15 protein-coding genes are annotated in these 15,320 nt (G+C 38.4%); 4 read left to right on the top strand and 11 right to left on the bottom strand.

Going from position 1 to position 15,320, the window contains the following annotated elements:
* Nucleotides 1–8 precede the first annotated feature (8 nt).
* From NP781_RS18660 to mutY, 8 genes are all read right to left on the bottom strand, one after another.
* Complete coding sequence (locus NP781_RS18660; protein ID WP_004230491.1) at nucleotides 9–1,013, bottom strand: ABC transporter permease; 1,005 nt, start codon at nucleotides 1,011–1,013, stop codon at nucleotides 9–11.
* 225 nt (nucleotides 1,014–1,238) lie between these two features.
* Nucleotides 1,239–2,855 carry an ABC transporter substrate-binding protein gene (locus NP781_RS18665; protein ID WP_257520547.1) on the bottom strand — a complete coding sequence of 539 codons (1,617 nt, stop codon included), beginning with the start codon at nucleotides 2,853–2,855 and terminating at the stop codon, nucleotides 1,239–1,241.
* A 30-nt stretch (nucleotides 2,856–2,885) separates the two neighbouring features.
* Entirely contained in the window at nucleotides 2,886–3,866 is a 981-nt protein-coding gene (locus NP781_RS18670) for an ABC transporter ATP-binding protein (RefSeq protein WP_221682838.1), read from the bottom strand.
* Nucleotides 3,841–4,854 (bottom strand): ABC transporter ATP-binding protein, encoded by a 1,014-nt coding sequence (locus NP781_RS18675; RefSeq protein WP_221682837.1) that lies wholly within the window; start codon nucleotides 4,852–4,854, stop codon nucleotides 3,841–3,843. Before NP781_RS18675 ends, NP781_RS18670 begins: the two co-directional genes overlap by 26 nt.
* A gap of 295 nt (nucleotides 4,855–5,149) precedes the next feature.
* Nucleotides 5,150–6,895 (bottom strand): ABC transporter ATP-binding protein, encoded by a 1,746-nt coding sequence (locus NP781_RS18680; protein WP_306828119.1) that lies wholly within the window; start codon nucleotides 6,893–6,895, stop codon nucleotides 5,150–5,152.
* 179 nt (nucleotides 6,896–7,074) lie between these two features.
* Nucleotides 7,075–7,626 (bottom strand): nucleoside tri-diphosphate phosphatase, encoded by a 552-nt coding sequence (locus tag NP781_RS18685; RefSeq protein ID WP_004230486.1) that lies wholly within the window; start codon nucleotides 7,624–7,626, stop codon nucleotides 7,075–7,077.
* A 318-nt stretch (nucleotides 7,627–7,944) separates the two neighbouring features.
* Nucleotides 7,945–8,124, bottom strand: a complete 180-nt coding sequence (locus NP781_RS18690) for a gamma-type small acid-soluble spore protein (RefSeq protein WP_004230485.1) — start codon at nucleotides 8,122–8,124, stop codon at nucleotides 7,945–7,947.
* A 78-nt stretch (nucleotides 8,125–8,202) separates the two neighbouring features.
* Nucleotides 8,203–9,252, bottom strand: coding sequence for an A/G-specific adenine glycosylase (gene mutY, locus NP781_RS18695; RefSeq protein ID WP_257520548.1), 1,050 nt, complete (start codon nucleotides 9,250–9,252; stop codon nucleotides 8,203–8,205).
* A 197-nt stretch (nucleotides 9,253–9,449) separates the two neighbouring features.
* On the opposite strand from mutY, the gene NP781_RS18700 reads away from it, so the two are divergent.
* A complete protein-coding gene (locus tag NP781_RS18700; RefSeq protein WP_257520549.1) occupies nucleotides 9,450–10,436 on the top strand; it encodes a metal-dependent hydrolase in 987 nt (328 codons plus the stop codon).
* Nucleotides 10,437–10,471: 35 nt separating this feature from the next.
* Here the strand turns inward: NP781_RS18700 and NP781_RS18705 are convergent, their stop codons facing one another.
* Genes NP781_RS18705 through recX form a run of 3 tightly spaced genes read right to left on the bottom strand, consistent with a single transcriptional unit; the run spans nucleotide 10,472 to nucleotide 11,872 of the window.
* Nucleotides 10,472–10,741, bottom strand: a complete 270-nt coding sequence (locus tag NP781_RS18705; RefSeq protein WP_016995383.1) for a YfhJ family protein — start codon at nucleotides 10,739–10,741, stop codon at nucleotides 10,472–10,474.
* A gap of 1 nt (nucleotide 10,742) precedes the next feature.
* Nucleotides 10,743–11,072 carry a YfhH family protein gene (locus NP781_RS18710; RefSeq protein WP_036076977.1) on the bottom strand — a complete coding sequence of 110 codons (330 nt, stop codon included), beginning with the start codon at nucleotides 11,070–11,072 and terminating at the stop codon, nucleotides 10,743–10,745.
* Nucleotides 11,069–11,872, bottom strand: a complete 804-nt coding sequence (recX, locus tag NP781_RS18715) for a recombination regulator RecX (RefSeq protein WP_036219262.1) — start codon at nucleotides 11,870–11,872, stop codon at nucleotides 11,069–11,071. Before recX ends, NP781_RS18710 begins: the two co-directional genes overlap by 4 nt.
* Nucleotides 11,873–12,077: 205 nt before the next feature.
* Between recX and NP781_RS18720 the strand changes: the two genes are divergently transcribed.
* The 3 genes from NP781_RS18720 to rlmD all read left to right on the top strand — a co-directional run bounded on the left by NP781_RS18720 (nucleotide 12,078) and on the right by rlmD (nucleotide 15,304).
* Complete coding sequence (locus NP781_RS18720) at nucleotides 12,078–12,986, top strand: TIGR01777 family oxidoreductase (RefSeq protein WP_221682833.1); 909 nt, start codon at nucleotides 12,078–12,080, stop codon at nucleotides 12,984–12,986.
* A 67-nt stretch (nucleotides 12,987–13,053) separates the two neighbouring features.
* Nucleotides 13,054–13,878 (top strand): polysaccharide deacetylase family protein, encoded by an 825-nt coding sequence (locus NP781_RS18725; protein ID WP_009371550.1) that lies wholly within the window; start codon nucleotides 13,054–13,056, stop codon nucleotides 13,876–13,878.
* 37 nt (nucleotides 13,879–13,915) lie between these two features.
* A complete protein-coding gene (gene rlmD, locus NP781_RS18730; RefSeq protein WP_257520550.1) occupies nucleotides 13,916–15,304 on the top strand; it encodes a 23S rRNA (uracil(1939)-C(5))-methyltransferase RlmD in 1,389 nt (462 codons plus the stop codon).
* Nucleotides 15,305–15,320: the final 16 nt, after the last annotated feature.

Here is a 15,320-nt window from a genome sequence, read left to right on the forward strand (position 1 = left end):
ACTCCCTTCTATTTGTATTTAATCCGTGGGTCGACTACTGTATACAGTAAATCCACGATTAAGTTAATCATGATGAAAATAAATGCAACGATGAGAATACCTGATTGAATAACAGGATAATCCCTGAAGCCAATCGCATCATAAATATAACGACCAATTCCTGGCCAACTAAAAATCGTTTCTGTTAAAATGGCCCCACCTAACAGTAATCCTGTTTGTAGACCAATTACCGTTAACACAGGAATAACCGCATTCTTTAATGCATGCTTATAAACAACGATAAACATTTTTTGTCCTTTTGCTCTTGCAGTCCTTACGTAATCTGAACGCATAACTTCCAGCATGGAGGACCTTGTGATTCTGGCAATGATAGCCATTGGAATCGTGGCAAGTGCTACTCCTGGTAATATTAATCGCTTTATGACTTCGATGAATTGATCAAAGCGTCCTTGAATGAGCGTATCTAGTAAATAAAAATGGGTTATGGCGGTAATTGGATTTCGTACATCTTCTCGACCAGATGTAGGTAACCAACCAAGCTTACTACTAAATGTCCACTGCTCCATCAATCCAAGCCAGAACACAGGTACAGATACACCGATTAACGCTATAATCATCGCTGTATAATCAAACCAAGAATTTTGGAACCATGCAGAAATAATGCCAGCATTCACACCAATAACGATCGCAATGATCATCGCAAATAGTGCAAGTTCGGCCGTTGCTGCTAAGTATGGGAAAATTTCTTCTGATACAGGTAGTTTCGTACGTAGGGAAACCCCTAAATCCCCCTGAAAAATACCTGCTAAGTAACTAAAATATTGTGTATACCACGGCTTATCTAATCCTAAACTTGCGTTTAACGCCTCGACCGCCTCTTTTGTTGCCTGTTGTCCTAAAATAACCTGTGCTGGATTTCCAGGGATTGCCCGTATCAACATAAAGACGATAAAAGTCATTCCAAGCAAAACTGGGATTAGTTGAAGTAAACGTCTCCCCATGTAGTGAAGCATTTTCATCACCTCTCTATGATTTTCATAATCTACTGTGAAGTCTTTATATACTGTTGAAAGGTTGAGCCTTCACTAAACGGTTTTGAATGTTTAGTTGAATTCTTTCATACAGGAAATAATCATGATCTTTACTTGAAAAGAATCTGCGAGATTTCCACGGCTTACCCGCAGAAAAGCAAGCAGATTCTTCACATTCCTTTGTTCAATTAAAAATGATGAAATTTACTATTGAATATCTACTGCATCTAAACGGTCAGAGCCAGTAGGATGCGCAATGTAATTTGTAACTTTCTTGTTAGCAGCTAAAATTGGAATAGAGTGAGCAAGTGGAACCCATGGAGCATCCTCAGAAATAATTACTTGAGCTTGCTTATAAAGTTCATTACGCTTGTCTTCATCGATCTCAGTTTGAGCAGCTGTTAATATCTTGTGTAATTCTGGATTATCATAGAACGTATAGTTATTAGAACCAATATTATCGGCGTCTAATAACGTGTATAGGAAGTTATCCGCATCCCCATTATCGCCTGTCCAGCCAAGTAGGAATGCATCCGCTTCACCATTTTGAGCTTTTTCTAAATACGTAGCCCATTCAAATGACACAATTTTAGATTTAATACCTACGTCTTCTAAGTTCTTTTGAATCGCTTCAGCCACTTTTTGTCCATCTGGCATGTATGGACGTGGTACTGGCATTGCCCATAGCTCAATTTCCTTGCCATCATAGCCTGCTTCAGCAAGTAATGCTTTCGCTTTTTCAGGATCATACGTATAGCCTGTCACTTCATCGTTATAACCAGAAATTACTGGTGGCATTGGGTTTTTCGCTGGTTCAGCTAGCCCTTCATAAAACGCATCCACTAATGCTTGTTTATCAATTGCATAGTTGACTGCTTGACGTACTTTTACATTATCAAAAGGTGGACGTGTAACAGTTAAACCAAGGTAGCCAACGTTCATAGATGGACGTTCTATTAACTGTAAATTTGCATCGCCTTCAATTGTTCCTTTATCAGAAGGACTTAAGCCATCAGCTACATCAATATTGCCTGCTAATAAATCATTTAAACGTGCTGAGTTTTCTGGAATAGAACGATAAATTACTTTATCTAATTTAGGATACCCATCAATATAGTAATCTGGGTTTTTCTCAATTGTGATTGAGTCATTACGTACCCAGCTAACAAACTTGAATGGACCTGTTCCTACAGGATTTGCAGATAAACCTTCTTCATCTGCTTCAAATGCTGTTGGAGAAGCAATTGCAAAAGGAGACATTGCTAAATTTTTTAAAAATGGTGCTTGAGGTTGACTTAACTTAAAGACAACTGTGTAGTCTCCCTCTGCAGTTACTGATTCAATTACTTGCTTGTCACCAACGACAAATTGTGAACTAAAGTAAGGGTGTTTATCTGCACCTGTTTTCCAACGTTCAATATTCTTAACAACAGCCTCAGCATTGAAATCTGTGCCATCATGGAATTTCACACCTTCTTGTAGCTGGAAAGTATACGTTAAACCATCCTCTGATGCCTCCCATGATTTGGCTAAGCCTGGTTGAATTGTTACATCTCGTTCTCCAAAGTTTACAAGTGTTTCATAAATATTAGCTGTCACTGTGAAGGATTCACCGTCTGTAACAACAGCAGGGTCAAGTGCTACAGAATCTCCACCCCGACCATACACTAAAATTTTTGGTTCTCCACTGCTAGCTGTATCGCCACCAGTTGAAGTATCTTTACTACCCGTATCCTTGGTATCTGAGCCGCCACATGCTGCTAAGATTGTCGAGAGAATAAGGAGTAGCATTACACCTAAAGTCCAAAACTTCTTTTTCTTCATCGAATTTCCCCCTATGAGTTTTTATATCATTTAATGTTGGAGTGCCTCGTAAAGATGGCAAGCAACATAATGACCTGGTTTCACTTCTTGCATTTTAGGTATTACCTGTGAGCACTGATCCTTTTTAAACGGACATCTCGTATGGAACGTACAACCGCTTGGCGGGTTTGATGCACTTGGAATATCTCCTGAAATGATGATCTGCTCCCGTTCAAACGTAGGATCTGGAACAGGGACCGAAGATAAAAGTGCCTGTGTATATGGATGAAGCGGTTCAGCATATAAGTCCTCACTCGCTGTCAGCTCAACTAATTTACCTAAATACATAACGCCAACTCGATTACTAATATGACGCACAACCCCTAAATCATGGGAAATAAAAATATAAGTTAGCCTCAAATCCTTTTGCAGCTTTTGCAATAAATTCAAAACCTGTGCCTGGATGGATACATCAAGTGCAGATACTGGCTCGTCCGCAATAATTAAGCGTGGATTAGTCATCAAGGCTCTAGCAATGCCGATACGTTGCCTTTGCCCTCCACTAAATTGATGCGGATAGCGCTTGATATGATATTCATTCAATCCAACAATCTCAAGTAGCTCCAACACTTTCTGTTTTCGCTCTTTGGCATTACCTATCCCATGAACAATAAGAGGCTCCTCTAAAATTTTGCCGATGTTATGGCGAGGATTTAGTGAGGCATAGGGATCCTGAAAAATCATTTGAATATCTCTACGTGCCTTCCTCATTTCGTTATTGGATAATTCTGAAATCATTTTACCTGCGAATTCTATCTTACCTCCAGTTGGCTCCAGTAAACGCATTAATAAGCGACCCGTTGTGGATTTGCCACAGCCTGATTCGCCAACAATTCCTAATGTTTCTCCTTCAAACACTTCAAAGGAAACATCATCTACGGCCTTTACATCCCCGGCATGTGAATGAAGGACTCCTTTTCGAATCGGAAAATACTTTTTTAACCCCTCAACCTTTAATAACGCTTTCGACACGTTGCTCCACCTCCTGCTTCTCTAGTAAAAAACATCTCGATTTATGATTCTCTGCTGCTTCAAATAAAGGTGGTGTTTCCTGTAAACAACGTTCCATTGCATATTCACAGCGTGCCGCAAAACGACAGCCTACCTGAATACTTCCTGGTTTCGGTACACTTCCAGGAATGGAGTATAAATTTTCCTTTTTATAACGCATGTCAGGTACTGATTGAATGAGCCCTTGTGTATAGGGATGTTTAGGATTAGTAAAAATTTCATGAATCGGCGCCTCTTCCACTATTTGTCCTGCATACATAACAATCACTCGCTCACAAGTTTCCGCGACAACCCCCAGATCATGTGTAATTAACAACACAGCTGTATTCAATCGTTTATTTAAGTCTTTCATAAGCTGTAAAATTTGGGCTTGTATCGTAACATCCAATGCAGTTGTAGGCTCATCCGCAATCAATACTTGAGGATCACAGACAAGTGCCATAGCAATCATCACACGTTGACGCATACCGCCAGACAGCTGATGTGGGTAGTCCTTTAGCAATTCCTCAGCACGTGGTAGACCTACCAATTTCATGATTTCGACCGCTCTTGCAAACGCTTCCTTTTTTGTCCATTTTGGATTATGGATTAATATAGCCTCCTTTAACTGATCACCAATCGTGAACAGAGGGTTTAGCGAAGTCATGGGCTCTTGGAAAATCATTGCAATGTCTTTTCCACGTATTTTTTGCATTTGTTTATCCGTACATTTAGCAATATTTTTGCCATCTAGCAAAATTGCTCCACCCGTTATTTTACCTGGTGGTGATGGAATTAATCCCATGATGGACAGCGACGTAACACTTTTACCACTTCCCGATTCTCCTACAATCCCTAAAATTTCTCCTTCATGGACAGAAAAATCGATATCGTCTACAGCAGGAATTTGCCCATTATCTGTGAAAAAGGTTGTTTTCAAACCTTTTATTTCTAGTAGTTTTTTCCTCATGTGTAACGCCCCACTCTACCTATATTTTACTTAAATGTATAATAATATTAATAGAATACTATAACTTTCGTTAAATTCCTTATTTTCAGATAATTCTAACTAAAAATCCTTACTCTTTCAATCATTAATATTCTGCAAATTACATAGAATTTCTACAATAATCGCCTTCGATAATAATAAAATCTTATAAAGAGATAATTTTTAACATTTTTCAAAAAAAAATAGCCTTCCATTTTCGAATAAATGAAAGACTTTTTTGAAAAAAGTTCTTAAACCGTGTAATTTACGGAAAATTTTAATCTAAATGCTGCACTTGGAATAAATTATAATATGTCCCTTGACTGTCCATTAACTGTTCATGTGTTCCACTTTCGATTAATTGACCATGATCGATGACGAAAATCTTGTCAGCATGGGTAATTGTAGAAAGACGGTGCGCAATAATAATAGTTGTTCGTTCATGAGCAAGCTTGTCTAACGATTCTTGAATCAGTGCTTCACTTTCCAAATCTAATGCAGAAGTAGCCTCATCAAGGATTAGAATTGGTGGATTTTTTAAAAACACACGCGCAATGGCAACTCGTTGTTTTTGTCCGCCAGAGAGCTTTACTCCTCTTTCTCCAACCTTTGTGTCATAGCCATTAGGCAGACTCATAATAAAGTCATGGGCATTTGCCGCTTTCGCTGCTTCGATAACCTGTGCATCTGTTGCATCTGGTTTCCCCATTAAAATATTCTCTTTGACAGAGTCACTAAAAAGTATATTATCTTGCAGGACAATACCAATTTGAGATCGTAAGGAATGTAAAGTGACATCCCGTACATCTTTTCCATCAATGGTCACTTGCCCGCTTGTTGTATCATAAAAGCGAGGAATTAAACTGATAATCGTTGACTTACCACCACCACTCATCCCTACAAAGGCAACAGTCTCTCCAGGATTTATCGTTAAATCGATAGCATCTATAATAGGTGAGCCAGTTTCTTCATATTGGAAGGATACATTTTGAAAGCGAACCTGCCCATTTGCACGTGGGAGTTCAAGAGCATAGTCCTTATCCTTCACTTCATAAGGCTCATCTATTAAATCGAACATTCGATCCATTGAAGCAATTGACTGTGTTAAAGTTGTGGAAGAGCTAACAAGTCGACGAAGTGGGCCATACAGACGTTCAATATAAGCAATAAAAGCAACCATTGTTCCAACTGAAAGTGACCCATTTATTACTTGATAGCCCGCGTAGGCTATAACTAGTAATGGCGCTACATCTGTAATGGTATTGACGACAGCAAATGATTTTGCATTCCACTTTGTTTGATCAAGCGCTTTTTCTAAAAACTCACCGTTTGCTGAATCGAACAATTTTTGTTCATGCTTTTCTAAAGTAAAGCTTTTAATAATGCTCATACCAGCTACACGTTCATGTAAATAGCTTTGTACACCTGCAAGAGCTTGAGAACGTTTCCGTGTTAAATCTCTCAATTTGCCAAAAAAGTACTTCACACTGAAAGCATAAAATGGAAATGCGATTAACGCTACTAGTGTTAGCTTCACATCCATGGTTAGCATAATGGCAATCGCAATTACAATCGTCGCCAGATCTAACCAAACATTCATTAACCCCGTCATGACAAAGGTCTTTGTTTGTTCAACATCATTAATTACCCTTGAAATAACATCCCCTGCTCGTGTATTGGCATAGTACCTTAAGCTTAAACGCTGTAAATGTGCATAAATTTCCTTACGAATATCAAATAGCACCTTGTTGCTTACGTGTTGTGCAAAATATTGTCGATAATACTCAATAGGTGGACGGATAATAAAGAACACAATAATAGTGCCACCTAGCCAATAAAATAGTTCTTTTGTTTTTTCTACATCTGTTAAGTCATCTGCTGCAATAATATCGTCTAGCACAATCTTAATGAGCAGTGGAATAAATAGTGGAATAGCAAATTTTACTATACCAATGATAATCGTTAAAATAATTTCCCATGTATATGGTTTAACAAAGCGCATATATCGCTTAATGCTTCCCAATTTATCATCACATCCTTACAAAAAGAAACAGACATTCGAAGATGAATGCCCTAAGTATTATAGCAATATTTTGACTAAAATACAGTTATGATGACTTTATAGCGAACTATTTTACCTTTGCCTTACCAACACTCTGCTCCCCTCCAATAAAAAACACCTATTAGTTAAACTAATAGGTGTCATGATTGATCATCTGACTGCATATCAAGCTGGAACTTGTAACGATTTGTCCAGACATCGATGAAATCGGGTGCAAATGGTCCTCTTTTTTGTTGAATCCAGCTTATTAATTTATCGACATTGCGCTTTAAAATCTTATCTATGACATCAGGATAAGACATTTCCTTCCGATGGAGCTCATATTCATCCTCGTCTAAAAGTGTATAAGACATGTCAGGAAAAACTTTAATATCTAAATCATAGTCGATATATTTAATGGCATTATTATCGAAAACAAATGGTGAGCTTAGATTGCAATAATAATACACACCGTCTTCACGTAGCATACAGATGATGTTAAACCAGTGTTCCGCATGGAAGTAGCAAATAGAGGGCTCTCTCGTTAGCCATGTACGACCATCGGATTCTGTTACAAGTGTCCGTTCATTCGCACCGATTACGATATTTTTCGTTCCTTTTAAAACCATCGTTTCTTGCCAAACACGGTGGATACGGCCATTGTGCTTATAACTATGTATTTGTATCGTTTCTCCTTCTACCGGTAATGCCATTTTGTTAGCCCACCTTTTCGTCTATGCTACCTAAATCTAGCAGTCTCTAGTATATTATAGCAATGTGTACGCGAAAGGTGTAGTTAGAAAACCACAAATTTCACTACGCTATTTTGAATTTGTATAAAATTTAGTCAATTATAAGCGAATTTTAATATAATGTCAGCTTTGATGGGGTTTTTTAGTTAATGCTATAGAGGATTTCCTTTTATGCTGACCATTTACTTACCTAAACAATTTGAAAGGGGCTGTCTTTTTCATCTTTTCGGATTTAAGACAGCCCCTTAGAGGTAAATGCAATTATGCAGTTACAAAGTGTTACTCACCTAAATCTTGGTTAGTTTTTGAGAAACGGCCAGAAGCTGGAGCTTTCTTTTGCTCTGCTTTCGCATTTTGCTTTTGCACTTCATTTACGTCCGTTTCATAACCAAACTCTTCACTTTGACGTTGCATGTTTTTATTCGGTTGGAAATTTTGGTTGTTTTGTTTTTTCATCATTCATTCACCTCCACGCTAGTTATTGTGTACGGAGGTGGTGACTTTTATGCTCATGAATCAGTGATTTTTAAGAAGGATTTATTTTCCTGCCGTTTGCTTTTTTACTTCATCCCAAATTTTTAGCATAGGCACAGGCATCGGTAAAAGTTCTATTTGCTCATAGTTTAGCCAATCACCTAGCTCAGTCGATTCGCATTTTATATAATAGCTATTTAAATGCCAAGTTAAATGTGAAAAAACATGTTTAAATGTAAGCAGTTCATATTTGGCCTGGACATTTACTGTATATTCCTTTGTAAAATTTTCTGCTGAAGATTGGCTTGTATCAATCATCGGAAATTGCCATAGATTAGCGAGCAAGCCTTCCTCAGGACGTTGTTGCATTAAAAATTGTCCTTTGTCATTTTCATATACGAGCACATCATATGTGAGATGCTTCATTTTTGTCTTTTTTGATTTGACAGGTAATTTTTCTGGTTCTCCCTCATTAAAAGCTGTGCAATACTCTCTTACTGGGCATAATAAACATTTTGGAGAGGTAGGTGTACAAATAAGTGCACCCAGCTCCATTAAGCCCTGGTTAAACGATGAAGCATGATCAGGATCAATTAGTTCCTCAACCGCACTTTCAAAAATTTTCTTCGTTTTGGGAAGAGCTATATCTTCATGTATATCAAGCACTCTACTTAGAACACGCATAACATTACCGTCAACTGCATGTTCAGGCTTATTATAGGCAATACTTAAAATAGCACCTGCAGTATAGGGACCAACACCTTTTAATTTAGATATTTCATGGCGATTGTCAGGTACTATACCTCCGTAATTTTCTAACACCTCACGAGCACCTGCTTGTAAATTGCGAGCACGAGAATAATAGCCAAGACCTTCCCAATGCTTTAATAAGTATTCTTGAGGTGCTTCCGCAAGCAAATCTAATGTTGGAAAGCTTTCCATAAAGCGATTGTAATAAGGAATAACTGTGTCGACACGTGTCTGTTGTAGCATCACTTCAGATACCCAAATTTTATAAGGGTCTGTTGTGTGTCTCCACGGTAAATCACGCTTCTCTGTGTTAAACCAGTCAACTAATGATTGTCGAAATTCTGTTACATATGGGTAATTCACAGTGACCTCCGTTGTTTTTACGATTTAATTTATGATGAAAAGGGTATACAATGAAGAAAAGAATATTCGCGGAAGATCGACAACAATCGTCGCTTTCGCACGAATGTTAGAATATTTCAATATACCTTTTATTATGTTTGAAATAAAGTTGTATGCACATTGTACTCGATTTTAATGCATACTAGGAGTGGATATTTTTGGATTCAGGTACACATTTCGTTATGGGTATTGCCCTTGGCGGTCTTGCATTAGCTGACCCTGTAGTTGCCAATCATTCAATGACTTTTACAGCAGTAATGGCAGGTACAATTATTGGCTCACAAGCTCCAGATGTCGACACTGTGTTAAAACTACGTAATAACGCCATCTATATCCGACATCACCGAGGAATTACACACTCACTACCAGCTGTAGCTATTTGGCCTATTTTAATTACATTTGTTTTATCACTGATTTTGCAAGATGTGAATGTGTTACATTTATGGCTTTGGACATTTTTAGCTGTCGCACTTCATGTTTTTGTCGATATTTTTAACGCGTATGGAACACAAGCAATTCGACCTTTCTCTCGAAAATGGGTTGCGTTAGGTGTCATTAATACCTTCGATCCCATTATTTTTTCCTTACATTGTGTCGGTATTGTGTTATGGGCATTTGGCACAAATCCAGTATGGACATTCAGTATCATGTACGTGGTTATCGTGATTTACTATATTTTACGATTCGCTGTGCAAAAAGCGGTAAAAAACGCGGTGCATCATACTATTCAAGATGAAGAATATGTCATTGTAGCACCTACTATGCGCTTCTTCCACTGGCGAATCGCAGCCAAATCCAAAACTCATTATTATGTTGGCCGTGCTTATGGAAGGACTGTTAATATTTATGATAAATTTGAAATTAAGCCTTTGCCTAAAACTGCGCTTGTAGATGCTGCAATGAAAGATCCTAACTTAGCTGCATTTGTGTCTTTCTCTCCTATGTATCGATGGGAGATTTCCGAGCTTGAAAACGGCCTAATAGAAGTAAGGTTAATCGATTTGCGTTACCGTAGTGACAATCGTTATCCTTTCGTTGCTGTAGCACATTTAAATGATGCTAATGACATTATGACGTCTTACACAGGCTGGATCTTTACAGAAGATAAGCTTCAGAAAAAATTACAAATTGGTGCAAGTAATTAAGCAGTAAACCCTGACCAATATTGGTCAGGGTTTTATTATTGTACCATATCATCACTAGCATCTAGTAAATGTATATACTTCGGATTGCGCCCTGCAAAGGCATGTAGTTTATCACCATAGCTAGCAATTAATTGACGAACAAGATTTTCTGTATACTCTGCCCCACGATAATCATATCCTGCTTTCGCGGCAGTTGATTCAAAGTCACTCCATAACAACTCCACCCAAACCTGTGCCCGTCCAACAGACATCTGAGGATTCTTTGCAAGTAACTCTGCTGTTAATTTCTCAATTTTTTCATCCATTTTATTTGCCCACCTTTACTGGGGAAAGGATAGATACTGGTAGTGCCTCTTGGTATTTGTCTCCGCCTAAACGATGACCCCAAGCAAAGCGTCCCTTCAAATAATCTACTTGGAAAAATTCATTATCTGAACCATCAATACGATACATTTCTCCTGGAACGATCGTATCAAGATCCACTAAATAAGCCGCAGCCATTAAAGCTTTGCGTTCATAAACAGCAAACTCATTGATGATTCCTAGCTGTTCTGCCTTTCGAGCTTTCTCTTTTAGAAAGGCAATTTCCTCTCGCAATTCATGTTCAGACATAGCTGCATAATTTTTTTCACTCATTCTTCATTCTCCTTCTCTTCTATAAAACGATCTATTACTTCTATAGGAAAACCCTTTTGATAGAGCGCCTGTTTAACCTTCATTTTTAGCTCATAACCAGTATACTTCGATACGTACTTTTTCCAAACTTTTTCGCCTTGAGCATCAAGTAGCTGCTGCCAGTTGTCATCATCCTGCCCTATCTCAACTTGGCTAAGCACCTCTTCTACAATCGAGAAAGCATACCCTTTTCTTAATAAGTAATCCTGAATTTTGGTCTTAATTTGTGTTGGGGTCTTCTTGCTCTCCGCTCGAACAATTTTCTCTGCCAGTTGCTTCGCCAGTTTTACTTGTTCCTCAAAACTATATGTAGCAAGCACCTCATCCTGCAAGTTTTTCTCAATGCCTTTTTTGATCATGTCTTGTCTAATGGCTCTTGGTCCTTTTTTCATAGTAGCTTTCTTTGTATCAAGCAGAGCCTTTGAATAGTTTTCATCATTAATAAAGCCATAGGATTTTAACTTTTGGATTGCCTCTAACACTACAGCTTCTCCAAATTCTAAGTTGAGCAGTTTTTTCTTAACCTCATGCTCACTTCGCATTTGATATGAAAGGAAGTTTAATCCCTTATTAAATGCCTTACGTATCTCATCTTCATAGGCAATCTCTTGAATTTCGAATTCATCGAGCACCTTTCCCTTTGTTAAACCAAATTGAATGAGAATGGCTTCATCAACCGGAAAAGCATATTCTTCATTTAAATAGATATTATAGCGTTCAGGATTGTTTTTTTGACGTGCAATTTTTGTAATCATACGCATAGTAAACACCTCACTATTATCATTATAGCATTTCTTTATGGGGGAACTGACAAATAGCACGGTTAATTTTCCTATGTCACGGGCATTCTTTTCCCTTCCACGGGTAAACTTCCTGCTCTGCAATAAATGCCTAAAGATGTTTACTTTTTTGGTTACATGATAAACTTATTAGGAAGCGTTTTATTCGAGAAAAGAGGTGCATGTTATGAAAATAGTGATTGCAGGTGGTACTGGCTTTGTTGGAAAAGCCCTTATACAGCTTTTGCAGGACAACGGACATGACATTTTTGTCCTAACGCGTCATGAGTCAAGGCTCGAAAATGGCGTTCACTATGTTCAATGGCTACATCAGCATGAGCAAGCTTTGACAATCTTTGAAGGTGTAGATGCCTTTGTGAATTTAGCAGGTGTTTCATTAAATAATGGTCGTTGGACAAAAAAACAAAAGAAAGCTATCTATTGGAGCAGAATGAATGCCACATCAGAGATTGTACGAATAATGGACATGCTCACGATAAAACCAAAAGTCCTTGTCAATGCTAGTGCGGTTGGTATATACCCAACTTCCACACAAGCCATCTATGATGAAGATTTTACGGATTACGCAACTGATTTTTTAGGCACTACAGTCCACGATTGGGAGCGACATGCGAAACGAGCAGAAGCATTAGGTATTCGTGTGGCTCTTGCACGTTTTGGTGTCATTTTAGGTAGAAATAGTGGCGCACTTCCACCAATGCTATTGCCTTATCAAATGCATATAGGTGGCACGATTGGCTCTGGAGAGCAATGGCTTTCATGGGTACATATTGAGGATGTAGCACGTGCTATTTATTTCGCTATTACAAATGAAAATATTCATGGACCATTTAATATAACAGCACCGCATCCGATGAGAATGAAGGAATTTGGTCAAACGATTGCAGAAGTCATGGGCAGACGTCATTGGCTGCCTGTTCCTAGCTTTGCGATGCGTTTAGCTCTCGGCGAACAAAGCACACTTGTTTTAGAAGGACAACAAGTGCTACCAACCCTATTAGAACAACAACATTTTATATTTAAATACCCTTATCTAAAGCAAGCACTTGAAAATTTGTTAAAGGCTCAAAATTAGAAAAAATTAAGTTGGATAATTTTTTAATAATTACGCATTCTAATGAAAAAGAAAGGATGCGTTTTTTATGTGGAAACAACATATTGTTGGTGCGGTAATTGCTACTTTTATTATTGCCGCAGGAATTAGCTTTAATCCATTTTTTGCTGCTGGTTCTGATGAACACCATTGGGGCTTTAAACGCGCTAAAAACGGTGAGCAGGCAGAGGCAGGAGCACAGCTCGATCAGTTACTCGACAAATATGGTGCGATTTATAAAGGGAAGGCAGATAAAAAAATTGCCTATTTAACATTTGATAATGGCTATGAAAACGGCTTTACTGAAAGTATTTTGGATACATTGAAAAAAGAAAATGTACCTGCTACTTTCTTTTTAACAGGCCATTACTTAGATAGTGCTAGCGATTTAGTGAAACGCATGGTGAAGGATGGTCATACTATCGGGAATCACTCCTATGGTCACCCTAATATGGCTCGACTTTCGCCAGATGGCATGCGTGCAGAATGGCAAAAGTTCGATGGCAAGTTACGTGAATTGACAGGCATCGATCGTACAACATATGCTCGTCCACCTGAAGGAATTTTTAATGCAAAAGTGCTAGAGGTGGGCAATGCAGAAGGTTATCGCCATATTTTCTGGTCTGTGGCCTTTAAGGATTGGATGAAGGATGAGCGTCGTGGTGCAGATTATGCTTATAATGCACTTATGGAACAACTGCATCCTGGTGCTGTTATTTTAATGCATACAGTAGCACAGGATAATGCCGAAGCATTACCAATGTTTATTGCAGAAGCTAAAAAGCAAGGTTATACTTTCTTATCGCTTGACGATTTAGTATTAGAATATGAAGATTTTCCTGTTGCTTTGCAATCGCCTGCTCCTTCGCTATAATGGGGAGATGACAATATAGAGCAGGGACGTGGAACGTTTGACGCAGCAAACAACAATGACCGTGGGACAAAAATTCCCACTGACAATAAAAAGGCTAGGCATTAATGGTGAAGGTGTAGGTTTTTATAAACGTAATGTGATATTTGTAAAAGGAGCCATTCCTGGTGAAGAGATCACAGCTCAAGTAACAAAAACACAACGTAATTTTGCTGAAGCAGAAATTTTAGCCATTCGTAAAGCTTCAAAACATCGTCAGGAAGCACCTTGCCCAGTGTACAATGAGTGCGGCGGCTGCCAGCTTCAGCATATGACCTATGAAAAACAGCTAATAGAAAAACGAGACATTGTTATACAAGCATTAGAGCGCTATGCCAAACCTTTACTCGAAACAATTGAAGTGCGAAAAACCCTTGGTATGGATGATCCTTGGCATTATCGTAATAAAAGCCAATTCCAAGTACGTAAAGAAGGCAAGCGTGTTTACGCAGGTTTATTTGCTGAAGGAAGTAATAAACTGTTAAACATTAATGATTGCCTTGTTCAGCACCCAAGTACTTCTAAAATCACAGTTGCTACTCGAAAAATTTTGCAAAAGCTAAATATCACTATTTACGATGGTCGTACGCTAGATGGTTTAGTGCGTACGATTGTTGTACGTACAGGTATTCGTACTGGGGAAACACAAGTCGTCCTTGTCACAACAAGGAAAGAAATCCCTCATTTAGCTGAATTGATTACACGTATTAAAAAAATTGATCCGAGTATTGTATCCATTGCACAAAATATTAACCGTGAAAAAACATCCTTAATCTTCGGTGATGAAACTGTTGTACTTGATGGCAAAGAAACCATTCATGAAGAGCTTGGCGAATTGGCTTTTGATTTATCTGCCCGCGCCTTCTTCCAACTAAATCCAACACAAACAGTTCATCTATATAATGAAATTAAAAAGGCTGCTGCTTTAACGGGAAAAGAAACAGTGGTTGATGCATACTGTGGCGTTGGCACAATTGGATTATGGTTAGCAGATAAAGCGAAGGAAGTTCGTGGAATGGATGTCATTCCTGAAAGTATTCAGGATGCTCGTAAAAATGCTCGAAACCATGGCTTCAAACATACGAAATATGCAGTCGGTACAGCGGAAAGTGTCCTAGCGAAATGGCGCAAGGAAGGATTTACTCCTGATGTGATTACGGTAGATCCACCACGTACAGGACTAGCACCAGAATTTATTCGAACAGTCCTTAAACTAAAACCTAAACGTTTTGTTTATACCTCCTGTAACCCATCCACTTTGGCAAAGGACTTACAACAGTTAACGAAGCTTTATGATGTTGAATATATTCAACCCGTTGATATGTTCGCACAGACTGCGCAGGTTGAGTGCATTTGCAACATGGTTTTAAAACCTGAGTATCAAAAATAGTTTGGCGACTTATAAG

Origin of the sequence: Lysinibacillus sp. FN11, assembly GCF_024628845.1 — a bacterium.
GTDB classification, from domain to species: Bacteria; Bacillota; Bacilli; order Bacillales_A; family Planococcaceae; genus Lysinibacillus; species Lysinibacillus capsici.